A 25,521-nucleotide genomic window follows, 5' to 3' on the forward strand; every position below is an offset into this window, starting at 1 on the left:
GGTTAGTACTAACAGGAAGGGGGTTTCTTTTTTTGAAATGATTGGAAAACATCCAACAACAGAGAAAGCGGATATTGCTGGTTGTCCGCATGATCTGTCATTGTTTGCACTTCATCGTCAGCGAAGATGATTCCTCGAAAGGCCGTCTGTTTTTGAATCACCTCCCATATTCGCGATAGGGTAGCTTTTAATTTGTCTGAAACCAAACCCGCCGTTTGATCATAGACTTCAGCAAGTTCTTTGAATCCGAGTCTAAGCGGTGCTGACGTGCCCCCCAAAAACCGGTCCAATGTTATATTAGTAAAACGAGTAACATAAGGACCAAAGGTCTACGACCTCGTAGAGGAGACAGCAATGGGAAAGAAGAGGCACACGGTAGAATCGATCGTGGCAATGCTACGAGAAGCGGAAGTCCTAATGGCAAAAGGACAGCCACTGGTAGAGGTAGTCCGACAACTGGGTATCAGCGATGCAACGTACTAGAAATGGAGAAAGGAATACGGCGGACTGCAGGTAGACCAGGCGAAGCGGTACAAGGAGCTCGAGCAGGAGAACCAGCGACTTCGCAAAGTCGTTGCAGATCTGACAATAGATAACTCAATACTCTGCCGAAGGCATCCCTTCGGGAAAGGAAGCCGCACGGGGAAACTACTGAGCCCGGTGAAGAAGCGCCGGGCGGTGGAAGAGATCCGGAAGGAGCTTCAAGTATCGGAACGACGAACATGTTTTGTGTTGGAACAGCCGAGGTCCACACAAAGAGAAGAGCCCAAGGTGAATGCAGCCACAGAACGTCTTACAGATCGGATCGTTGATCTTGCCTGCCAGTATGGACGGTATGGCTACAGGAGAATAACGATCATGCTCCGAAGAGAAGGCTGGCGAGTGAACCACAAGCGAGTAGAGCGGCTATGGCGTCAGGAAGGGCTCAAAGTGCCACAAAAACAGCCAAAGCGAAGGCGTCTGTGGTTCAACGATGGATCGTGCCTGAGACTTCGTCCAGATTACAGGAACCACGTCTGGAGCTATGACTTCGTCGCAGAGAGAACCGGCGACGGAAGACCACTACGTATGCTTAACATCATCGACGAGTACACGAGAGAATGTTTGGCCATCAGAGTAAAGAGAACCCTCAAAGCCAATGATGTTATCGACACACTGTCGGACCTCTTCATCACACGTGGCATACCCAAGTTCATCCGCTCGGACAATGGTCCGGAGTTCGTTGCAGAGATTCTACGGACGTGGCTGCACAATCTGAGAGTCAACACCGCTTACATCGAGCCTGGCAGTCCATGGGAGAATGGCTACATCGAATCATTCAACGGAAAGTTCAGAGATGAATTACTTAATCGAGAGATATTTGACACAGTCCTGGAAGCGAAGGTAGTCACTGAAGACTGGAGGAAACAATACAACACCGTGAGACCCCACAGTTCACTCGGCTACAGACCCCCGGCTCCAGAAGCATTTTATCCTCGTCAGTTTGCCAATGCCTGACTGGATCACTAACTCTTATGTTAAAAGTCAATGTCTCGGGTTTGGTGTTTTGTGATTGTGGTTGATTTCTTGTTCAATTCCAAGGCAATCGACCATGTAGACATACTCTTATCAGCAGACATCCTCAAACAATAGATGCCAACAGAGAGGGGCCGCATTATCTTTATCACCAATACATGGCCGGGGAGTGCAGTCTTAGCAAAGCAGATATTGCGCGATACGCGCAAGCCGCAAGTTAGTGATAGCACTTCTTCCCCGGATAGTTTTCAACATGTCGATCCCATTGAATGATTGAAGATTCTTTTTATTCAACCACTCCTATCTGATATGCTTTCTTGTTTTTCAAGACATACCAGAGTCGATCTATCATCTTTCTTGCAATTCTGATTATCGCTTCATCTTTTTTCATCCGCTTGGTCAGCTGAGTAAAAGCTATGGTCAATGCGGGATCTTTCCGTACCGCAATCCACGATCCTTCCACGATTATGTTTCTGAGCATGGCGTTCCTCATTGGCGTAAGGCCAGTCACAGTCTCATCATCCCCAGTGGAATGCTGTCCCGGGACAATTCCGAAGTAAGCCCTCAACTTGAATCTCGTCTCAAATCGATTGATGTCAACGATCTCTGTCAACACGGTCATTGCCGATACCGTGCTGAAACCAGGCATGGTTACGACATTTGCCGCATCTTCTTTGTATCTCTCCTCTTGTGACAATCGCCGTATCTTCTCAGTTACCTCCAGGATCATCTTTCGTAGATTCTTTAATTCTTCCATCAGCATCTTAAGAGCATAACTGCCGCTGCTCTGTTCATTGTCCGTAAGGGTATCCAACCATTTGATGAATCTAAGCGACCAGTATCTTTCGTCAATATCTTCGGGCAATTTGATCCCGTGGAAGAACAGAAAAGATTTTATCTGGTTCTTCACCCTCGTTTGTTTCTTTATAAACACATGACGCATCCTCACTAGCGCTCGGTCCTCTCGCGCTTGCTTTGACGGTACATATATACCTTTGATTTCTCCGTTCCTTAGCGACCGTGCCAGCTTACGTGCATCAACAGGGTTGGTCTTTCTCACTTCCTTTAGTTGGTACCTCTGCAGGGCTAACGACCATCGAACAGATACCCTGTTCTACGAACTTTTCATGGGCGGAGTATCCCGAAAATCCAGCTTCGTAAACTGTCTTATAATCTCCCCTAGGAAAGTTTTTCCGAAGATACTTAACCAAGCTTTCTGCCTCCGGCGGTTGCGTAAACGTTTTATGCTCGAAATCCTTTGTCATTATGCTTACCGACCAGCTCTTCTTTCCTACGTCGATCCCAACGTAAATCGATTGACCTGTAAAGTCCAGTTGCTTACCTTGATGGTGCATCGAAAGCCTCCTTTGGATTTGTTTTTGGTTTTCTTTTACTACCTATCAAACTTACAAACCAAAGCCGAGGCTTTCTTCTTTTAAACATAAGGTCTTAATATTGGTACATAATCTGGGGGCAGGTCGTTTTTCTCCCGGTTCATCCCCGCGTACACGGGGAACATTCAATGACAACCAAAAAGAAGTCGCAAAGGAGCGGTTCATCCCCGCGTACACGGGGAACATAACTCCCTTTCAATCTGTGAACGTGTCATTGTCGGTTCATCCCCGCGTACACGGGGAACATCTTCATCCTTCTGGTTAGATCTTCTGACATTACGGTTCATCCCCGCGTACACGGGGAACATGATCATCCCTAGCCCTTTTATGCCGAGATTGTCGGTTCATCCCCGCGTACACGGGGAACATAGGCGACGGATCCCGCGAACGATCCGAACGATCGGTTCATCCCCGCGTACACGGGGAACATGCATTACAAACGATTGATAGTGGGGTCGACGACGGTTCATCCCCGCGTACACGGGGAACATATTGTCGCGCTGAACGATAAGCGATTTTTTACCGGTTCATCCCCGCGTACACGGGGAACATAAAGGTGCGGTTCGGCACAAGAGTTGGAAGAACGGTTCATCCCCGCGTACACGGGGAACATAACTTCTTTGTAGCGGGATTCGGACAGGTGAGCGGTTCATCCCCGCGTACACGGGGAACATAGGATAAGGCAGATACCGAAGTAGCTCATGCCCGGTTCATCCCCGCGTACACGGGGAACATATCTCATCTGGGAATTCCACGGTCATCCAGTTCGGTTCATCCCCGCGTACACGGGGAACATTCGGTTTCAAGTCCCCGTTCCCAGGGGAATGTCGGTTCATCCCCGCGTACACGGGGAACATGTAATACACCGGCGACTCATGTTCTACTTGTACGGTTCATCCCCGCGTACACGGGGAACATGTACTTCGTATAAAGCCAGGTACGAGGCTGAACGGTTCATCCCCGCGTACACGGGGAACATATGTGCCCGGCGCTTTAGCGAGAAAATAATTTCGGTTCATCCCCGCGTACACGGGGAACATCGAACGTCCTCTCAGCATATTCCGCCGCAAAGCGGTTCATCCCCGCGTACACGGGGAACATTCATGGAAGGAAATGTAGTGTTGTTGCTGATTCGGTTCATCCCCGCGTACACGGGGAACATTGAAATCGCCGGCAGCCGCGGATCTTTTGGAGCGGTTCATCCCCGCGTACACGGGGAACATTCCCTTGCCGGCTTTGATGCCAACGCGGATCCCGGTTCATCCCCGCGTACACGGGGAACATCGCATCGAGCGCGGGAAGCTGGACGACAGGTTCGGTTCATCCCCGCGTACACGGGGAACATTTCTTTCTTAATATCTGCAAATGATGTTTGGTCGGTTCATCCCCGCGTACACGGGGAACATATCATTATTCTGGAAAACCTTCTGGTTTCGATCGGTTCATCCCCGCGTACACGGGGAACATAGCTCTGCAATAATATCTTTAACCTCCGTCGCCGGTTCATCCCCGCGTACACGGGGAACATGAGCGATTCCTCGATCGCAGCATCTATATCGGCGGTTCATCCCCGCGTACACGGGGAACATCAATTACGAGAGGTTTAAATGACTCCCACGGACGGTTCATCCCCGCGTACACGGGGAACATTACATCGTTCAGTGCGCCATAAGCTTTTCTTACGGTTCATCCCCGCGTACACGGGGAACATTAACTTCCCGCCATGCCGTGTACGAGTTACCGCGGTTCATCCCCGCGTACACGGGGAACATATAATGTCTCAATTTCCCGGTAAGAAAGCGTTCGGTTCATCCCCGCGTACACGGGGAACATCTCTGACCTTTAGCCAGCTCGACTATCTGGCTCGGTTCATCCCCGCGTACACGGGGAACATTACATAGGTTGCAGCTTTTTCATTTTACCTCACGGTTCATCCCCGCGTACACGGGGAACATGTTTGGTAATGTGTCACTCTGAGATCAACCATCGGTTCATCCCCGCGTACACGGGGAACATCTCAATGGTTCAGTCCGTAGTGAGATCGGACATGGTTCATCCCCGCGTACACGGGGAACATATGCTTCCAACGTATCCCGGAGATCCAGGTGTCGGTTCATCCCCGCGTACACGGGGAACATCATTGCTACGACGGGCTTAACTAACAACCGTGCGGTTCATCCCCGCGTACACGGGGAACATGACGTGAGACTCGCCGCCCAGGTTTACGATTTCGGTTCATCCCCGCGTACACGGGGAACATCCTCCGCGTAGTGAATAACAACGCGGTAACGCCGGTTCATCCCCGCGTACACGGGGAACATCCTATCCAGCGTGACCACCATGTCGCCTCCGTCGGTTCATCCCCGCGTACACGGGGAACATACCCCGCTGCCCGTAAAGCAGGCAGCCCACATCGGTTCATCCCCGCGTACACGGGGAACATTGACCCACTAGACCCATGTTTGCTCCTGCTGCCGGTTCATCCCCGCGTACACGGGGAACATGATTCGTCCGGGGTCTCGCGGGCCAACTCCGCCGGTTCATCCCCGCGTACACGGGGAACATAGAAAAGTTGACAAGCGTTACGCTTCCACTTCCGGTTCATCCCCGCGTACACGGGGAACATACTGCACACGCACATAAATACCGGGATCAGTACGGTTCATCCCCGCGTACACGGGGAACATCTTCACCGCTTCCGCTTTCTGACTCTGCTCGACGGTTCATCCCCGCGTACACGGGGAACATACATTGCTGGCCGCTGCAATATCGGGTGGTGGCGGTTCATCCCCGCGTACACGGGGAACATACGAGTAGATGGTTGCATCTGCGTTCGCACGACGGTTCATCCCCGCGTACACGGGGAACATACGGTGGTGGGTGCGGGAACGAATGTCTACGACGGTTCATCCCCGCGTACACGGGGAACATTCCTTGATGCGATCGTGCTCGCCTTAGGCGGACGGTTCATCCCCGCGTACACGGGGAACATAAGAAAAGCGCATTACGACAGGATCGGTCGTACGGTTCATCCCCGCGTACACGGGGAACATTTGAGCAGTGATGCTTTGTCTCGCCAGGGTGGCGGTTCATCCCCGCGTACACGGGGAACATTTCCCAATTCGATCGGGGGGCTCGATTTTTTGCGGTTCATCCCCGCGTACACGGGGAACATAGGGTTTAAAAGCCGCTGACCAGGTTGGACAACGGTTCATCCCCGCGTACACGGGGAACATACTTCCTCTAACCCATTGAATTTGTTGAAGCTATGATGGCATTAGCTCTCTACCGACATGCGAACCTCTGTTTATGCATTTTTGTCCCCACCATTTTCTTGTTGTCCCTCTTCGGGGGGTAAGAACGACACAAGCTTCAGTCCATCCATTTCCACGGGGATTCTTCGATTCTTGCCGCACGTCATAAAGTCAAAGCCAGATTCGGTGTTTGTACTCCATGCCATTACTGCGTTTCCTTCGTCCGCACCCTTCTCGATTGTGGCCCAAATCATCTCGCGGACTCTTCTCGATACATCCCCAACGTAAACTCCGGCCCGCACCTCAAGAAGCCAAATTGCCAATCGACCTCTCAGACGGGGAGGAACATTTTCAAGCACGATGACCGTCATCGCCGAGATTCTCCTTGTTTGGGATTACGATTTCAACTGATTCTTCGGGCGCTTCCGGCACCTGCAATCCTCCTGCTGCTAGGATTTCCTCGATCATTGGAATGATGCGATCAAGGATCCGAGATTGCCGGAAAGTATCTCGACAGGCAAGTCGGACCTCCTGTTCTGGATTTGATGGATATCCTGCTGCGATTTTGAAGGCGACAGGCACAACTGTCTCGAATTTAAAGACATCCGCAATATCGTAAACAAATGATTGTGGTTTGCCGGTATGGATGAATCCAACCGCCGGAGCATATCCTGCTGCCAAGATTGCGGCTTCGCATATTCCGTAAAGACATGCGGTGGCTGAACTCAGGCAACGATTCGGAACATCGCCGCTTTCCCACTCGGTATAGTCGTAGTTTCTTGATTTCCATTGTACACCGTACTGTTTTGCAATGAGATCGTACATCTTTCGTACACGGACACCTTCAATCCCCTGGAGCTGCTGCACGCTTCGTTTTGCCGGAGGTTCTTCTTTGAACCGAAGCGCGTACATCTTCCGAACGACCTTCAAACGTGCATCATCGTCGAGTGCTAACTTCGCCTGATACAACAGCCTGTCTGCTCTTGCTCCGCCAGGCTGCCCCGAGGAGTACAGTCGCACACCGCCGTCTCCTATCCAGACGAGCAGGCATCCCACTCGTGAAGCAAGCGTTACAGCCGCATGTGAGATTCGTGTGCCAGGTTCAAGCATGAGACATGCAACACTTCCGAGAGGGATATGTGTTCGCACACCGTTCTTGTCCACGACAACAAAAGCGCCATCGAGAACGTCAACGTTTCCCTTCTCAATGAACAGAACAGACACCCGGTCCTTTATTGGAATAGGTTTGAGCGGAGGAAGAATTGGTTCCATAGTCCAACCTTAGTTTTTATTATTAGATTCTTTCTTCGGTCGCAATGCTACTCTTCTTGGTGAGTACGATCTTTTCTCAATGGCAAATGAAACGGCGATATCGGGAAGTGAATCGCGACCCTCTGCAAAATCATCAACCTCCTCTTGCCGCTCAAATGAGTCGATGGATTCTTCTCCGATGAGGAGGCGCAGTGCATCCCTCTGATTGTTACTCAAGCCGGCGAGTACGGGCGCTGATGGAATGCAGGACTTGCGTCCAAGCCAGATGCCCCACTTCGGCTCTTTAAGAGCGGTAGCGATTCCATCTAACAAAGTCGCTTCTCCTTCCAACAGCACACCGAAGGCTGCATCAGTCAAGTATTGCCGATGTGTAATATGCGTATCCTTGATTTTACCTTCCGCAGTCTTGGTGTTCTGCACAGTGTGATAATCTTGAAGACGTCGAACTGGCAACTCACTCTTTGTGCCTGGCCGAGGGATTGCGATTGCCGTCATTCGAAGTGATGCGAAAGAAGTAAGTAACTTCTTCTCATCATTGCTTCCTCGAGGATAGCCCAGTGCTGCGCAACATATTCCGGCGATTGCGCTCTTGGTCGGCATCAATCCGGTATTGCGACGATTATACTGGCTGTCGAATCCCCACGATTGAAACGGTCCTTCCAATCTAAGGGCGAGGTATTTCTTCTCAGTTGACATGAGAGACCATCCCGTCAAGTAAGTCATTCAAGCTAATATCGGGGATCGCTTTCTTAAACACATCCGTGATTCCCCATGTCTTGGTAAGTTTTTCGTACTCTGACTTGAGTTGTTCAATCGACTGGGCAGCATAACCCTGCGAAGGACGTATAGGATTCTCAAAGGCATTCACAAGCTGAACCGGATGACCTTTTTCTCTGACGATGCCAAGTACATAATTTGGGAGCGTGTTCCCATTCATACTGTTCTTACGAGCACCGGGAATTGCCTTGATAGTCGCTTCTGCAAATGTGCGGACCACACGCTTGCGTTCATCTTTGGTCAAGCTTGCGAGATGCTCTGCATCTGCAAGCATGTCAAGATTGAGCGCAGCAAAACGATAGTAAGTCGCTGAGTTGAATTCCAGGGTGCTGGTCATACCGGCACCCGCATCTTCTTTCGATTGCAGATCATCCACAGCGGCAAAGAAGTCGATTTCGTTGTCAACCTTATGTGTGGACAACGCGTGCGAAAACATTGACGCTGCCTCCACCGTCAAAGAGTGATCGTTGGCAACCATGCGCCCAAAAATCGAGATGTCGGCTGCGTCTTTGAGTGAACTTGCATCAACAGACTTCAACGTCTTCTTAACATCCTTTGTTTTCACATAAGCTTTTGCAAGTGTCTCAAGCTCCAGCGGAGACATGAAGTAGAGCGTTGTCGACTTCACCTTGTCTGTCGATTTATTATCAAGCTTCACCAACGCGTCAATGATATCCTTTGCGCCTTCGTCGGCTTGGGTTGCGGAACCTCCTGCAGCTTTGATTTCCTTAACGAGAGGATCATACAGCAATCGGGTCCGCTCTCCCTTGAAGTATTCAGGTGAAATTTCTTTCGCTAATTCACGGATGGCCCGCTTCCACGATTGACTTGAAACCCGTGCCCTTTGAACCCCGCCGAAGATTGCCGTCTTAGGGGAATTGAGATCATCACGGTTGAGACATGCAACGGGTACAGATTGAATGATATGCAATTCTAAATGTTTCATTGTTTACCTCCTTCGGTATTAGACTTTTGTTCATCAAATTGAATCGGGGCAAGCAGAAGAAGCCCAAATCCAAAACCCTTGGCGCTCCCAATACCCGATTGGTATGATTCCATAAATTTCTCACGGTCAGTTACTTCCAGGATCCCACGAAATTGTACCGCACCATGATAAGCCGCGTCATCTTTCCTTCGAAAATGGTTTTCCAACATCGGACTGATTTCGAGAGGTTGTTCTTCGACGATACGAAATCCACTGGGAATATCTACTCCCGCTCGCTCGTCATGGCACCGAATTTCTGCTTTGCGCAGAAGCCAGACTCGCAATTCTTCCCGCTTCACAAGCGGTACCCGCTTCCCTTTCGTCCGTTTCCCATCGCTGCGCAGAATCTTGTTACCATCAGGTCCCCGTTGATCGACACACTTAGTGGGATTCGCGCGCAAGTCAAACGCGTAATAGCGATGAGAAAGAAACGAAGGGGAGATCTCCTTGATTGCAAAGTCGATCGATGAGCACCATGGTGGCCTAACAGGTTTTCGCTTCGCCAATATCCAGACGCGATAAGTTTTTTCCAGATGGTCAATGCGAGTCAGGAAATCGCGCTTGGCATCAGGCTCGCGTTGGAAACAATCTTCCCATATCCTCTTGTGCCAGGAGTAGTTATCAAAGATGCCATGAGCGCCTGCTGCCTCTGCATCAACTTCTAGATGAGCAAGCCAGTTCATAGCTCCTCCGCATTTGGCAACGGTACATTCTGGTTCCAAAATGCCGATGCCCATTCTGTCTTCGCCCGGTCGTTCCAGTATTTCAGATCGGTCACAAGTCGTTCGTAGTTGACTGGAACGCCTTGTGATTTTGCCACGAGAACCATTCGTTGAACTCTCACCTGAACCTCATCTCTTTCTGAGGCGAGTAAATGCTGAAAACGGCGCTCGGTGGGTGTCAACTTGCTCTCATCAGCACTGGTTTCGTTTCTTCTTCTTTCGATCTCTTTGCAGGTCGAGCCGAAGTTTCCGTTGCTTGTCTCTTCGGGATGAGTAGCAAACAGCCCTGCCACAAACGGAAGTACAGAATCGTTGATAGGTACTCCCAAGCGACTTAATGCAGGCCATGCTCGGTGTTTTTTGCTATCCACAAGGACACATCGAAGATTGGCCATCATCCCACGGTCATCTTTGTGCTTGCGAAGCCGTTCGAGCATCCAGCTCATACGATCTCCTCCTTTGTTTGCTTAGTGATAACTGCAGACTCTTCTTTTGGCATTGTCAACCTCTGCCATCCTTTGGCAAAGGCACGCATTTGTCGCGGCGTTTCCTGTCCGCAAGCCACCCTGTACGCGTCAAGAGCTGTCTTGTAAAGCATCTTTTGCCATACATGAAGTGTTGGAATTGCGCCCTCGTTATCGATGGCTTCAATGTGAGCCAACAGAAGGGAGAGATTCTTTTCTACCGCAGTCCAATAATGCGTGGTAGCTATCGAATGAAGTTTTGCCTTGAGTTCTCCTTTTGAGGCTCCGGCAGATTTAAGTCTGCCTTCCCATCCATGATCAATTTCCTGCCGATAGACTTCAACCGCCCATCCTAATCTACTTGCCAGATTCTCAGCTTCTTTAACTTCGGCTTCATACGTTGAGGTACCTTTAGGCGAGCGAAGCCGCGAAGAGACATGAAAGACTGACTCGGTTGTGTCGACAATTGTTGCTTGATCCCGGGCTAACGCACCGACAATGATATCACACTCGTCGGCATCTTGAATTGATTGAAGAGCTAAAGGGCCGCCCGCTTCCCCGGCTCTTCGCTTTACTATAATGGCAGATAGCTCACGCCAAAGAGCTTTCGACGGGCGGTATGATAGAACCGCCCGTTCTTCTTTTTTCTCAGTCTTCCTTATTAAAACCGTGGCTGTTGGCTCAGATGGAAATCCGTCGGTGAAAGTCGGATAGACTAAACCGTCGCCTAGCAACATCCGTTCGCAAGACGGATGTAAACGGATGAGACGCGTCATCGGAACCAACCGCCCTAGATACGTTGCTGTTGCATTCTCAATAGGTTTTGAATCCGCGAAAGAAGTCGGCACCATTTCCCACACAGGCCTTCCGATATCTCGTTTGTCATAGTTGAGCTTAATATCTTCATATGTCGGCAGGTTGAGATGTATTGTTTCTCGAAGGCTCTTTCCTCGAAGAAAGGCGTGAACCATAGAGGCAGGTACGCACGGAGCGTCTTTCGATGTCTTCTTGCTTTGTTTTCGATTCCAATAAACTTGAGAAATCAACCCCCCTGGAGAAAAACACTGGAATGCCAACATTGAGACAACTGTTTCTTCTAGCGGTACATTTCGGGCATCGCTCACACCACCATGATCGAAGAGGGTTGAATTATTTCCTGTGGCAAATGCAAAATTTAGTTTCGAGACTGGAGTCCAATCTTCGAATTCTTTTTCTGATTGTTTACCACTTGCACTTTTGGAGATCATGGCTGCTTGCAACCACGGCTTTTTCTTATGGAACAACTCAAACGAATCTTTCCACTCTTTCAGATATTTGCGGGTCGCACCCGGCAATCTTGCCGGCACTTTCTTCCACTCTTTGTAGTCCTTCGGGCCCTTAATCGCCGCATGAGTAACACATAGAAACAGACGCATTAACGATACCCGCTCGTGCGGCCGCACCACCAGATCTGCAAAGTCCGAACCATTGGTTAGTACGTCGCAAAGACTCACTTGTTTTCTTTTCCCGGATTGCGTCACAACTGGTATCCAGGAATCAAACGCTACATTCATTTGTCCTCCTTTGTCTTTTCGATAACCAAACCCAAGTCATTATTCCAGTGCAGAGTGACACCACTCTTGAGCTGCTTTGCTGAGATAGTCTCATCACTTCCTAGAAGTCCAAGTGCGTACTTTCCCCGCACATAGCGTTCAATTGAGGGATGGCTCTCCCTCTTTCCAGATCCAAAGTGATACTCTGGTACCTTAACCAGATTGCGGTGTAATGCCTGTGCAGTCGCCAACTCAAATTCATCACCCTCGAACCCGCAAACAGTCCCATCAATCAATTTAATTGAGGTTTCGGAAAATGAGCGACTGAGTATCAACGACAAAGTTGGGAGTTCGTTGATTCGCGTTTGCACTCCCTCCTCATCATCAAGAGCAACCTGCCATATATTGCTGCTCATCAGTGCCTTCTGCTTCAGTGCAAGTGCTTTACCATAAGTATCCTCTAGGAGCTCCTGCCAGCTGATCGGTTCCTTCTCGCGCTTCTTGTATGTTGCCTCGATCATCTTCCTGATGTCTCTTGGTATGTTTATCTTCTTGCGCCTCTTCCACTGTTCAAGTGAACGAAGCAGAACATACGGATCATAAACTAACGCTTTGTCGCCGAGTACTTTTAGTATTTCTTTCTTCTCAATCTTCCTAAGTTCAGCGAGATTTGTTTGTTCCTCAATAATATATAGTTGTCGTTTTGAGATTGGCCTGTCCTTTCGATCATGACGCCACAAACGTCCTAATCGTTGCAGCAACATATCGGTCGGCGCTAATCCTGTTATCATCAAATCCGCATCGAGATCGACGCTCTGCTCAACAATCTGAGTTGACACCAGAATCGAACCGCACCGCGTGGAGCTGTCTTTTCCAAGGCGATTCATCCATTCATTTTCCAGCTCTTCCCGACGCCAGAACGGAAACCGGGAGTGCAACAAACCAATTGGGAAACTGAAGCTGTTCGATTGCCTGATTTGAGTGTACGCCTTCTGAGCGGCTTCAACCGTGTTCGAAACCCAAAGAACGCACGCTCCTTTTGACGCCTTTTCTACTGCGATGGACATTGCTTCCGCATCAGCTTTGAACAAGATATCAACACTTCGAGGGACGGGCGGCTGAACAGAGAGCGGCTCCAGGACTTCTCCAAGCCGTCGGCCGGTAATCAGCGGATATGGTTCCTTGGACCCTGGAATACCATGATTATTTTCGGCAGAAACTATTTTTCCCCGTCGCAGCTTTGATAGTGTTGCCGAGAGCACAATCACCGTGCAACCGAGTACTTCCAGCGTTTCTATGAGACGGTCTATCAATGTGCCGGTGTAGAGATCATACGAATGAATTTCATCGAGGATCACGACCTTACCCGCCAGAGCAAAATGTCGAACAAAGAAATGCTTTGCTGCCACGATGCCGAGCAAGGCTTGATCAACTGTGCCCACACCGAACGGAGCAATAAGCGCCCTCTTCGCTGAGGAAAACCAGTCCCGACCCGTCTGCGCGTCTTCTTCCTTTCCGCCTGAAGTTCGGGCAGGTGAAAGAGGAACTCGAACATCTAATAGCCAACTATTGCTATGAATGATTTTGCTTTCATCCGCATCGGGTGCAATGCGCTTTACGAATTTCTTCATGCGCAGGTGCATACGGTTGCTCGTGGCCTGTGTTGGAAGCGCAAAGTAAATCCCACTCGCCTTCCCATCGCAAAGAAGGTGATATGCTACGCCCAATGCCGCCTCAGTCTTCCCTGTTCCCATCGGGGCTTCGATAACATACACACCATGATTTGTTATTGTGGAGAGTGCGGCACTCTGAATTTCATTCGGTTTGAAACCGAAGAGATCGAGGAATGAAAGTCCGGTCACAATTTCTGGTCGAATGAGTCCAATTTCCTCGATGCACTTCTTAGCTACATCTGGAACTCTCGTTACTTCAATTCTTCCTTCAGCTGGGAAGTACCGCTCGTCGGAACCAATCCAATCCGCTACAGAAGTAAGACCTGCCAGCCACCAGAGAGCGGGTGACGAATCATCGACCAATAAGTCCGAAAACCTAATCCCAAACTCAGATACAACGGTCTCAGCAGCAGACTTTCGTTCCTCTTCCCAATTTATTCCGCTAAGATCTTCGATGATTGCCTTCTGCGGTTTGAAGCCACGCTCATTTGGTCGATTGAGTCTGCCATGGTGGCCGCCAAGAACAGTGGAAAGGTAAGTGGCACTTCTCTCATCCATTCCCTTTTCGTTGAAAATTTTCTGAAGGGCTGCGTGGGAAACCTTACCATGGTCTCCTTCCATCTCGCTGTCCCAACGTCCTCTTTGAGCAATCTCTAGGAGACCTTTTAGCTTAAGCCATTCCTCGCACTTTCGCTGGAAGCCAGGAGAGATTTTTCCTAAGTCATGAAGAGCAGCAAGTGTACCTACCAATGATGGAGCAACTCGAAAGAGACTCAGAATTTCTTGTCTTTTTTGTGCCATTGCACGCGCAACGAATCCGACATTCAGCATATGTTCAAGTACAGAGATACCAGGCCGTCCTTCCCGCGTGGTCTTGGCCCAAAATGCTGCGACCGTTGGATTATTATAGATCATTCTCTGAATAGCTAACTTGAGTTAATTCTCGTTTTCCCCACACATTCCATGAGATATTGAATTCGCAAAGCTCCATCAAACTAACCTTGCTGACAAAATCGCCTGTAAATTTGGATCGCTCTTGAAGTGTGTCCAGAGACGATGCTATTCTCCGTCTTTCTCCCAATCTAGCTTTGTCTCACAAGAAATTTAACCAACATCCCAGATTTATCAAACTTTCCTTGGCAACACGATTGTTTAACAAACCCGAGGTATCTGGCTGACGTGCCCCCCAAAAAGTGATCCAATGTTATATTAGTAACTGAGGTAACAATGGACCAAAGGTCTACGACCTCGCAGAGGAGACAACATGGGAAAGAAGCGGCACACGGTGGAATCGATCGTGGCGATGCTGCGATAGGATTTCTCTCCGAGGCTGGTTGCCAATGCCTGACTCAAAATGGACCAAGTTACGGGGGTCACAACCATAGTGAGCTGTTCTTCGTGAGCATTCTTCTTTCAGCTTCCTTATGGTGAGGCGCTCTTTAGTCTCCCCTCGGTTACCGGTCAGAATTCTTGTTTTCGTTTCAAGCACATTCTATATTTTCGGTAGCACGTGGCGTAGAAAAGCAGGGTGTAGGAAGAAAGGCTACTGAGTCGTGGAAGGACCAAAGGGATGCAGGTGGCGGCACAAAGCCTGAACAGTGCTATACACGCGTCGGAAGAGCCGAAGGAATTCGATAAAAAAACCGTGTGCCTTTCCATCAGTCCGACGGTGGGCTTGTCGCCTGGAAAAGAAACCGCGTCAGAGGTGCTATATCTCGTCGCTTTAAAGAAGAGGGTGGATTTCTGCTTGTCCGACATGACGCGCGAATCAGTTGGCATCGTACCGATTTACCGAGCAGCGATTTTGGAACTGCAGCAGTGACTAATAAACATCCCCCTAAGATGAGGACAAGTGCTCCTGCAACTTAAATAATTACGAGGTTTAAATGAGAAGGGACAATTTTCTTGTACTTATTGCCAGTTGCTCGCTGTTCATCATCTTCAGTAATCGATCAGCCTATTCACAACAGGTGGTCGTCACCAATGCTACCTTTACGATCACGGACAGCAATGTTGTAGTTCATTACGATCTCAATGGACCGACAGACAAACAGTACAAGGTGGAGCTGGTCTTGAGGAGACAGACGCAGCCGTTTTTCAGAATGTTGCCAACAGATATCTCTGGCGACGTGGGAACCGGAGAATTTGCAGGAAAGAATCGCGAAATCGTCTGGCATTTTTTCAACGATGTCCCCTATGGTTTCGATGGGAATGATTTTTACTTCGAGGTCGACGCCACATTGTTGGGTGCAAAGAAGGGGGGAACAAACTGGTTGTATTATGTCGGAGGAGTAATCGGCGCCGCTGCTGCAGTTTATTTTGGCAGAGATTTGTTCACAAAGGGGTCGTCCACGAGCGAGCTTCCTTCTCCTCCGGCCCCTCCAATCAGGTGATGATCGAATGGAGATGAAATGATGAAGAAACAAATCATAGTCTTCTTACTCTTGCTCCCCGGTCTCGCATTAGGACAGACCTCAACAGCGAAGACCAATGTGGGATCTCTGCCATCGCCAGTCAACAAACCCACGTCGCCCAGCATCGACAGCCAAGCCGTAGGGGCAAATATAAATCAAATCAATTCATTTACACCATTTCTGACAGCAGACGTCGCATTCAAGGATTCATCGGGTCAGAACATTTTGGGAGCCGACGATAACGCAGAGATTCTTGTCACGTTGAAGAACATCGGCGGCAAACCGGCAAAGGACTGCAGAGTTGAGCTTGTCCCTTCCGTAGAAAGTCCGGAGATCACCATTACTAATCCGTCCGTCATATCACAAATATTGCCAAACCAGCAGCTTGACACGCACATATTCCTGAAGGGCTCTCATTACATCTCAACCGGGAACGCCCAGTTCACGCTGAAGGTCCTTGAAAAAAACGGTTTCGACCTTGACCCAGAAAAGGTGCTCGTCATCCCGACTCTTGCCTTCCAGCCGCCCAAGGTTGAACTGGTCGACTACGGCGTCCAGGATCCGAACAGGACGGGTAAGATACAGAAACGCGAGATAGTCACTGTGACACTGAGATTGCAAAACAAGGGACTTACAACGAGTTACGTAACAACCGCCACTATCACCTTGGGGGATAATGTTCTGCCGATTCAGGTTGATTCGATTTATAATATGGGCGACATGAAGCCTGGAGACTATAAGGATGTCAACGCGACAATAGTGACGAATGACCGCGCGACTGAAGTAAAGATGGATATTGCGGTGAAAGACAGAAGTGGAGAGAACACGTTTAGCAAGACGCTTGAGCTACCGTTCGACACACCTCAGAAGAAGGTGCAGGAGATTGTTATCGCTGCAAACAAGACTGAAGGACCGGTTATACCGAACGTCGCCGACCTGAAGCTCGACATCGGAGAGAACATACCGGTGGCAGCTGTGGAAAAGCCTAACGCAGTGGCGGTAATAATAGGAAACAGGGATTACACCAACGCACCCGGCGTGGATTATGCGCTGAATGATGCGGCAATCGTCAAGCGATATGTTCTATCCGCGATGGGATACAAACCTGGAAATGTGATTTATCTTGAGAATGCTACACAAGGAGATCTGATAGGGATTTTCGGAAATGAAACGAACTACCAAGGAAAACTGTACGATTATGTGCGGAAGGGATTGAGCGAGGTTTTCATTTACTACAGCGGACACGGCGCTCCAGACCCGAATTCGAAAGAAGGGTACATAGTTCCTGTTGACTGTGATCCGAGCCATGTTGCTTTGAACGGGTACTCACTCAAAACGCTTTATTCAAACCTTGACAAAATAGACCAGGAAAAGCAGTTGACTCACGTGGCCGTCGTTCTGGATGCCTGTTTCTCCGGTGCTTCTGTGAATGGTACTCTTCTCGCGAACATAAGTCCAATCTACATTACGGTTCACAAAGATGTGATGGTTGATACGAACGCAACTATAATAACAAGTGCCACCGGCGACCAGGTAAGCGGGTGGTACAGCGACAAGAGGCAGAGCCTGTTTACGTATTTCTTATTAAAGGGGCTCCAGGGAGCAGCCGACTACCAACATAACAAAGCGATTACCGCAAAGGAGCTTTACGAGTTCACCGCTGACGAGGTGAATGGTGTTCCATATTGGTCGAGACGACTTAACAGCAAGACACAAACGCCTACGTTTTATGGAAGTGATTGGACGGTGTACGATGGTAAAAAATAGAGCCTTTGAGAACTGAGAGTTGTCAAATTTGCCCTGATGCTACTGCTCACTGGCAGGCATTGATCGAATCTCAATGAAAATGCCATTCGAGGTAGGTTGGACTCAACTAACAATGAAGACTACTGCGCGAACAGAAAGGGAGGTCAACTTCTACCAGGATAAATCTCGAGCAATGCAGTTGACAGAGAATGGTTTGAGAAAGGTTTGGGCTCCAATATGGTTGTAAAATTCGGAGTTTACTTATCGCGAACTCTTCAGGCGCTCGTCCTCGTCTTGTTTCTTGGACACGTTGCAATCGCTCAAGCACCAACGTTTGCATCGTTCTCGCCAAAATCAGGACCGATCGGTACAAACGTAACGATTTCTGGGACAAACTTTAACTCAACTGCAAGCAACAACGTTGTCTATGTCGGCGCAGTTCGTGCAATTGTTACCAGCGCAAGCTCAACTTCGTTGTCGATAAGCGTGCCCGCAGGAGCAACTTACGGTCCAATTTCAGTTACAAACCTGGCTACAAATCTAACTGCCGACGCCAATTTGCCATTCGACGTTACGTTTGAAAATACTGATTCAATTGATGCTTTCAGCTTTTTGCCTACACTCGACTTGCCCACGCGAAAGACGCCCGCCGTTGTGAACATCTCAGACTTGGACGGGGACGGTAGGCCCGATCTTCTTTTGGTGAGTAATTCAAGTGGAGTTATCTCATTTTACCCTAACACCACATGGAGCGGCAACACGTCTTTTGCAGTGGAGATAGATTCATCTACTGGTACACTGCCAGAAGGGCTTGCTGTGGCAGATTTAGATGGGGACGGCAAACCCGATGTCGCGGTTGTGAATAATTTAAGTAGAACTATCTCCGTCTACCGAAACACCAGTGTAAGTGGTACTATCTCTTTTGCTGCAAGGCTGGATTTCCCGATCGCTATAAATCCATCTCGTATCGCAATTGGAGACATCGACGGAGACGGGAAACCCGACCTTGTTGTTACAACCGGTCCTCCGGATTCCCTTATGGTATATCGTAATACGAGTTCTGCCGGGAACATTACGTTTGCACCAGCAGTGTCATTTCCTACTGGAAGCCAACCAGCATCGATCGCTATTAGTGATCTTGATGGAGACGGAAAACCTGACCTTGCAGTAGCAAATGGCGGCAGTAAAGCGGTGTCGATCTATAGAAACATGAGCACACCCGGTAGCATTTCATTCGCAGCTAAATGGGACCTGTCTACCGAGAGCAATTTGATAGATCTTGTAGTGGCCGATATGGACGGAGACGGTAGGCCAGATATTGCAGTGCCAAACATGAATACCAATACGGTGTCTGTGTTTAGGAACACAAGCACTGTAGGAAACATCTCGTTTTCATCAAGCGGCGATCTTGTTGCAGGCTCGCAACCACTCCTGCTTGGAGTTGGCGATTTAGATGGTGACGGTCGGGCTGATCTTGTTGCCGTCAACAGCGGTGACAGGACGATGTTGGTTTATCGGAACACTTCCTCAGCGGGAAACATTTCATTCACAACAGGTGTGAGCTATTCAATCGGGGGCAACCCCAGCTCAATAGCCTTGGGCGATTTGAGCGGTGATGGGAAGCCTGAAATTACAATAACAAATTCTACCGACAGTCTTGTCGTCGTATACAAGAACGCGGTCTCATCGCTGCCTACGCCGATCCTTATCGAACCTGTCAATGGTTTGACAGGTACAGCAACAAATCTGAAGTTTGCATGGGCTGCTTCTTTTGGAGCGACAACCTACAGGTTACAGGTATCGGCAGATTCTACGTTCATGGTCAATGATTACGATTCAAGTGGAATCACGACAGCCTCTGAGACTGTAAAGGGATTATCGTCTCTGACTAAGTATTATTGGAGGGTGGAGGCATCCAACGTTGGGGGAACAAGCTATTGGTCGAGTGTTTGGAGTTTTGCTACAGGTATTCTGACAATTTCTTCGTTTTCTCCGACATCAGGGCCCATAGGGGCAACCGTAGTTATTTCAGGTTCAAATTTTGATCCAACGGCAAACAATGACATAGTCTGTTTTGGTGCGGTGAGGGCAACGGTTAACTCCGCAACGCCAACCTCACTAGGAGTGACAGTTCCAATCGGAGCGACGTACCAACCAATTTCTGTGACGGTAAACGGCTTAACGGCATATACGACCGCTCCCTTTGGTGTCACTTTTCCTGGTTCACAAGTCATCGATACGACATCCTTCGCATCGGCCATCGGTTTCACGACGGGATCACCCTCAGAGATCATTTCAATCTGTGATTTGGATGGAGATGGCAAACCCGACATTGTGGTTACGCACCACACTAGCAGCAATACGATCTCAGTATATCGAAACATAAGCACACCAGGAAACATTTCATTTGCTCCTAAACTTGATTTCTCAACAGGTTCGGATCCACGTGGCCTTGCCATCCGAGACGTTGATGGAGACGGGAAGCCTGATCTTGTTATAACAAATTATGCGAGCAACACAGTATCGGTATTCAGGAACACAAGCATTCCTGGAAGCATTTCATTTGCTCCTAGAGTTGACTTCACTACCGCTTCGGTTCCTATTGGGGTTGCAGTGGAAGACTTGGACGGAGATGGCAAACCCGAGCTAGTTGTTACAAACGTTGCAAGCGATTCAGTATCGGTATTCAGGAACACAAGCATTTCCGGTAACATTTCATTTGCCCCTAGAGTTGACTTCACGACAGGATCGGAGCCATCATGGGTTACCATAAATGATGTAGATGGAGACGGCAAGCCAGACTTAATTCTTACAAACAATCTCAGCAATACTGTCTCGGTATTTAGGAACACGAGCATTCCTGGAAGCATTTCATTTGCGCCTAAAGTTGACTTCACAACCGGGACGTATCCAAACGGTGTTGCTGTATGCGACGTGGATGGAGATGGTAAGCCGGACTTGGTTGTTACAAACTGGAGCAGCAATACAGTATCTATATTCAGGAACACAAGCAGCCCCGGCACAGTGACCTTTTCGCCAAAGGTTGACTTCACGACGGGCTCGGACCCGACAGGCATTGCAATAAACGATCTGAATGGAGATGGCAAACCTGATCTCGCTGTTACAAGCAATCTTAGCAATACTGTCTCCGTTTTCAAGAATACAAGCGTTTCCGGTTCTATTACTACAAACTTATTTGCTCCCAGGGTTGACTTCGCTACGGGGACATATCCCGTCTGGGTTGACATCTGCGACGTGGATGGCGACGGCAAGCCCGACCTCATTGTTACTGACTGGCAGAGCAGCAGTTTTTCGGTCTTCAGGAATGCGATTTCAGGTTCACTTTCCGCACCTACGCTTGCAATCCCGGCCAATGGTTCGACAGGAGTTTCGATCAATCCCACGCTTACCTGGAATGCTTCGACTGGAGCAACGGCTTACAGATTACAGGTTTCAACCGATTCGACATTCGCCACGACAACTTGTGACGTGAGCGGATTGGATACCACATCAAAAAGTATCAGCGGGTTGGCACATCAGACGAAGTATTACTGGCGGGTGAATGCTGACTCCGCAACAGTAACGAGCGGATGGTCAGCGACATGGAGTTTTACGACCACAGAGTACGTCACTTGGACTCAAATAAATAATGGTTTAACGAGTGGTCAGACACGATTAGTCTTTTCATTTGCGATTGATTCCTCGGGGTACATCTTTGCTGGTACTGACAGTGGAGGAGTGTACATTTCAACTGACAATGGAACGAGTTGGGTACAAAAAAATAACGGTTTGCAGGCGCTTGGATATATCTCCTCGTTCGCCCTCAACTCTTCCGGCGATATTTTTGCCGGAGTGTACTATGGAGGAATATATCTTTCCACAAACCGCGGGGCAAGTTGGACGCAAGTAAGTAATGGAGTGAGTAACGGCGGTGCTTATTCATTGGCTATAAATTCCTCCGGATACATTTTTGCCGGGACGTATGGTGCAGGTGTATATCTTTCGACGAACAACGGGACAAGCTGGACGCAAATAAATAATGGATTGACGGATGGATATGTTGGGTCATTGGCCATAAATTCGGCCGGTTATATTTTTGCTGGAACGGTCAGTGGAGCATTTCTTTCAACAAATAACGGAACGAGTTGGACACAAGTAAGTAATGGCTTGGGGAGCACCAACAGGGTTTTTTCATTGGCCATAAATTCGGCCGGCTACATTTTTGCCGGAACGACACAGCTAGGCGTATATCTTTCGACGAACAACGGGACGAGTTGGACACAGGTAAGTAATGGCTTGCCGAGTAGTAATATCTTCTCATTGGCCGTAAGTTCCTCCGGCAACATCTTTGCCGGAACGAATGGTGGAGGTGTATACCTTTCGACGAACAATGGGATGAGTTGGACCCAGGTAAATAATGGATTGACGAATAGCGTTGTTCAGTCATTAGCCATTAATTACTTGGGCTATATCTTCGCCGGAACGAATGGTAGCGGGATTTATCGTGCGGATATCTCGTCTACTACGCCGCCGCCAGCGCCAGCCCTTTCGAGTCCACCTAACGGTTCAATCGGAACTTCGACCAATCTGACTTTGTCATGGGCTGCCTCTGTTGGAGTATTGAGTTATGGGCTTCAGATATCAACAGATTCTACTTTTGCCACGATGAAGTATGACACGAGCAACTTGACGATTACTTCCATGATATTGAGCAGCTTGTCGTTTTCAACAAAATATTACTGGCGAGTGAATGTAACTGACTCGGCAGGAACCAGCGCATGGTCGAAGATCTGGAGCTTCACGACTGCTGCCGCCCAACAACCTCCCTCGGTGCCTGTTCTAGTCAGCCCTGTGAACGGTCAAACAGGTGTTTCAACCAATCCTACATTTACGTGGAATGCTCCTTTGGTTGCTACGAGCCACACAGTGAGGGTTCCTGAGCGAGCAGCTTTAAGAGAGGCAGGAAGGTTCTTCAAAGTCGACCAGACGGAGCTCTCTTACAGGTTACAAGTCTCGTTGGACTCGGCATTCGATGCAAGTGTATTTGCTGACACCACGGTTGTAGATACTTTTGTCGTTGTCAATGGCTTGTCACCACAGACGAATTACTTTTGGCGATTGAATGCGACTGACTCCGCGGGGACGAGCGGATGGTCAGATGTGTGGAGCTTCACAACTGCGACTCAGACCTTTTGGACACAAATAAATGATGGCTTGACGAACAATGATGTTTCATCATTAGCCATCAACTCTTCTGGCTACATTTTCGCTGGAACTTATGGTGGTGGTATATGTCTTTCAACAAACAACGGGACAAAGTGGACGCCGACCGCATTTCAAAGTGGTAATTTTTCATCGCTGGCCGTCAATTCCGCTGGCTATATTTTTTCTGGAACAGTCGGTCAAGGCATGTATCTTTCAACAGACAATGGTGCAAGTTGGACGGAGGAGATAACCGGTTGGATTGGCCGCCTTGAAGTTTCGTCAATAGCCATCAACCCGTCTGGCTACATTTTCGCAGGGAGTTATGGCAGTGGGGTACATCTTTCAAGCGACGGCGGGGCAAGTTGGACGCAGATAAATACAGGATTGACGAATAGCAATGTTTGGGCTCTTGCCATCAATTCCTCTGGATACATTTTTGCGGGAACAATCTATGGAAATCCCAATGGTATTTATCTTTCAACGAACAGCGGGTCCAACTGGACTGAAGTAAACAACGGATTAACCAGCAAGAATGTTTTGTCATTGGCCATCAATCCCTCAGGATACATTTTTGCGGGAACGGACAGTGGTGGTGTGTATCTTTCCAAGAGCAATGGCGCAAGTTGGACACAGATAGTTAATGGATTGGCGTATGGCAGTGTTTGGTCATTAGCCATCAGTTCCAATGGCTACATTTTTGCCGGAACGGATAGGGGTCGAGTATATCTTTCAACAAACAACGGTGCGAGTTGGACACGAGTAAAAAGTGGTTTGACGAAGAGCGTTGTTCAATCAATAACTATCAATTCTTCCGGCGATGTTTTTGTCGGTACCGATGAAAGCGGAATTTATCGTGCAAGTATCTCGTCTCTCCTGACACTGATACGGCCTGCACCCACGCTTGTCAGTCCAACAGACGGTTCCACCGGAGTATCTACTCACCCGATCCTGAAGTGGAACGTTTCTGGAGGTTCAACAAGTTATGAATTGCAGGTATCCAAGGATTCATTGTTTGCAAGTACTGACTTTGACAGATCAAACCTGACAGCGACTTCACAAGAAGTAACAGGTCTCTTTCAGGGCACAACTTACTACTGGCATGTCCAGGCGAGTGACTCTAACGGATCAAGTGGCTGGTCAAAAATGGCGATCTTCACGACATTTAGTTATCCGGCTTCAATCCAGGTTTCAACTAAATACAATCCTCCAACCACGATGGATTCTTCAAGCTATCAGATCATTGGTCTGCCGGGAATCACGGATATTCCCATTGGCAATCTCATGTCGGGGAAGGAAGGTCCTGACTGGAAAGCTTACTATAACAATGGTGCCAACCAGAACTATTACGTCGAGTATAATGGTACTTCTGCATTCAATTTTGAGCCAGGGCGGGCGTTCTGGATATTAAGCAGAAATTCATTTTCGGTCTCGCAGAATGCTTCCACGGTTTTAATTGATACGGCAGATAGTCATCCCATCAGCATCCACAGCGGTTGGAATCTCATTTCAGATCCATTCGAAAAGAGCGTCAGTTGGTCGTCGGTCCAAGCTATGAACGGAACTAGTCAGCCAATCTACGCTTTCTCGAACGGCTCTTATTCTCAACCGGACACGATGGAACCTTATCAGGGTTATTATTTTTACAATGACACAGCCGGTTCGCAGCTTCGAATACCTTATGTCTATTCATCGTCCGTCGCTGCGGCGTCAAAACCGGCAGACCCAAAGGGGCAGAGTGTTACTTTAGCAATCTGTGAAAGCAACAAGAGCCAGACTTCGATAACAGTCGGCGTAAGATCCTCAACAGCTTTTGATGACGCGAATATGTTCGCTCCACCTGGTGAGTTTCAGAGGGCGAGAATCTGTGTCGTCGATTCAACGATTCCTGCCGGATGGAAAGAACTTGTAAGAGACTATCGGGATACGATCGGCGCGGGTCAGCAGTTTGACTTCTATGTCACAAATAAGACGGGCAAGAGTCTCAATTTGATGCCTAAGATCGGACTCGGACTCAGCCAATATGAAGTTTATCTTATAGACAAAGACCTTCTCAGATCGTACAATCTGAAGGACTCAGAACAGATTTCGATTCCAGCATATAATAAGCTCAAGAACTATTCGATTCTCATCGGCGGCAAGTTGTTTATTGATGCAAAGCTAGCTGCGTTCTTACCTAAGGGATTCATGCTGTATCAGAATTACCCGAACCCGTTCAACCCGGTCACAGTCATTCGATTCGAGGTTCCAAAAGCCGAGCACGTTTTGTTGACGATCTATGATGTGTTAGGCAGAAAAGTGGAGACCCTAGTAGATGGAAATATTTCACCGGGTTATTATGAATTCCCGTTCGACGGAACAAGACTTTCAACTGGTGTTTACTTTTATAGACTATCTGCGGGCTCGTTCAAGCAAGTGAAAAAGATGCTCCTGCTGAAATAGTTTTGTGATTTTGCGGCGACTACATAGGGAGGGCAAGGGTGGAACCACTGCAGCACAGTGGGCCCGTAGGCACGAGGGCTATTGTACTAACTTCAACCCTCGTCAGGTTGCCAATGCTTGACAAGAACA

At 48.7% G+C, this 25,521-nt stretch carries 14 protein-coding genes, 1 pseudogene and 1 CRISPR repeat array; of the genes and pseudogenes, 5 read left to right on the plus strand and 10 right to left on the minus strand.

The window, feature by feature from the left end:
* Positions 1–354 precede the first annotated feature (354 nt).
* Positions 355–1,562, plus strand: a pseudogene (locus tag VIS48_12990) (IS3 family transposase).
* Positions 1,563–1,801: 239 nt separating this feature from the next.
* Here VIS48_12990 and VIS48_12995 read toward each other — a convergent pair.
* The 10 genes from VIS48_12995 to cas3 form a co-directional block, all read right to left on the minus strand.
* On the minus strand, positions 1,802–2,575 hold the full coding sequence (locus VIS48_12995) for an IS110 family transposase (protein ID HEY9167065.1): 774 nt from the start codon (positions 2,573–2,575) through the stop codon (positions 1,802–1,804).
* Positions 2,553–2,870 carry a hypothetical protein gene (locus tag VIS48_13000; protein HEY9167066.1) on the minus strand — a complete coding sequence of 106 codons (318 nt, stop codon included), beginning with the start codon at positions 2,868–2,870 and terminating at the stop codon, positions 2,553–2,555. Before VIS48_13000 ends, VIS48_12995 begins: the two co-directional genes overlap by 23 nt.
* A 135-nt stretch (positions 2,871–3,005) precedes the next feature.
* A CRISPR array of direct repeats spans positions 3,006–6,145; the repeat unit is 29 nt; unit sequence CGGTTCATCCCCGCGTACACGGGGAACAT.
* A gap of 71 nt (positions 6,146–6,216) precedes the next feature.
* On the minus strand, positions 6,217–6,534 hold the full coding sequence (gene cas2e, locus VIS48_13005; protein HEY9167067.1) for a type I-E CRISPR-associated endoribonuclease Cas2e: 318 nt from the start codon (positions 6,532–6,534) through the stop codon (positions 6,217–6,219).
* On the minus strand, positions 6,515–7,435 hold the full coding sequence (cas1e, locus tag VIS48_13010; protein ID HEY9167068.1) for a type I-E CRISPR-associated endonuclease Cas1e: 921 nt from the start codon (positions 7,433–7,435) through the stop codon (positions 6,515–6,517). Before cas1e ends, cas2e begins: the two co-directional genes overlap by 20 nt.
* Positions 7,436–7,444: 9 nt before the next feature.
* Positions 7,445–8,131, minus strand: a complete 687-nt coding sequence (gene cas5e, locus VIS48_13015; protein HEY9167069.1) for a type I-E CRISPR-associated protein Cas5/CasD — start codon at positions 8,129–8,131, stop codon at positions 7,445–7,447.
* Positions 8,121–9,158, minus strand: a complete 1,038-nt coding sequence (gene cas7e, locus VIS48_13020) for a type I-E CRISPR-associated protein Cas7/Cse4/CasC (GenBank protein HEY9167070.1) — start codon at positions 9,156–9,158, stop codon at positions 8,121–8,123. The genes cas5e and cas7e overlap by 11 nt, the downstream gene beginning before the upstream one ends.
* Positions 9,155–9,880 carry a type I-E CRISPR-associated protein Cas6/Cse3/CasE gene (gene cas6e / locus VIS48_13025; protein ID HEY9167071.1) on the minus strand — a complete coding sequence of 242 codons (726 nt, stop codon included), beginning with the start codon at positions 9,878–9,880 and terminating at the stop codon, positions 9,155–9,157. Before cas6e ends, cas7e begins: the two co-directional genes overlap by 4 nt.
* Positions 9,877–10,365 carry a type I-E CRISPR-associated protein Cse2/CasB gene (gene casB / locus VIS48_13030; GenBank protein HEY9167072.1) on the minus strand — a complete coding sequence of 163 codons (489 nt, stop codon included), beginning with the start codon at positions 10,363–10,365 and terminating at the stop codon, positions 9,877–9,879. Before casB ends, cas6e begins: the two co-directional genes overlap by 4 nt.
* Positions 10,362–11,936: a type I-E CRISPR-associated protein Cse1/CasA gene (gene casA, locus VIS48_13035; protein HEY9167073.1), complete on the minus strand. Its 1,575-nt coding sequence runs from the start codon at positions 11,934–11,936 to the stop codon at positions 10,362–10,364. Before casA ends, casB begins: the two co-directional genes overlap by 4 nt.
* A complete protein-coding gene (gene cas3, locus VIS48_13040; GenBank protein HEY9167074.1) occupies positions 11,933–14,503 on the minus strand; it encodes a CRISPR-associated helicase Cas3' in 2,571 nt (856 codons plus the stop codon). Before cas3 ends, casA begins: the two co-directional genes overlap by 4 nt.
* 655 nt (positions 14,504–15,158) lie before the next feature.
* Here cas3 and VIS48_13045 point away from each other — a divergent pair.
* The 4 genes from VIS48_13045 to VIS48_13060 all read left to right on the plus strand — a co-directional run bounded on the left by VIS48_13045 (position 15,159) and on the right by VIS48_13060 (position 25,392).
* Positions 15,159–15,410 carry a hypothetical protein gene (locus tag VIS48_13045; GenBank protein HEY9167075.1) on the plus strand — a complete coding sequence of 84 codons (252 nt, stop codon included), beginning with the start codon at positions 15,159–15,161 and terminating at the stop codon, positions 15,408–15,410.
* Positions 15,411–15,474: 64 nt separating this feature from the next.
* Positions 15,475–15,981 (plus strand): hypothetical protein, encoded by a 507-nt coding sequence (locus VIS48_13050; GenBank protein ID HEY9167076.1) that lies wholly within the window; start codon positions 15,475–15,477, stop codon positions 15,979–15,981.
* An 18-nt stretch (positions 15,982–15,999) separates the two neighbouring features.
* Positions 16,000–17,769: a caspase family protein gene (locus VIS48_13055; protein HEY9167077.1), complete on the plus strand. Its 1,770-nt coding sequence runs from the start codon at positions 16,000–16,002 to the stop codon at positions 17,767–17,769.
* Positions 17,770–17,985: 216 nt separating this feature from the next.
* The gene (locus VIS48_13060) at positions 17,986–25,392 is read left to right on the plus strand and encodes an FG-GAP-like repeat-containing protein (GenBank protein HEY9167078.1); all 7,407 of its coding nucleotides are present in this window, start codon (positions 17,986–17,988) and stop codon (positions 25,390–25,392) included.
* The last annotated feature ends 129 nt before the right edge of the window (positions 25,393–25,521 follow it).

The sequence above is a fragment of the Candidatus Kryptoniota bacterium genome, from assembly GCA_036567965.1.
In the GTDB taxonomy this organism is placed as follows: domain Bacteria; phylum Bacteroidota; class Ignavibacteria; order Kryptoniales; family JAKASW01; genus JAKASW01.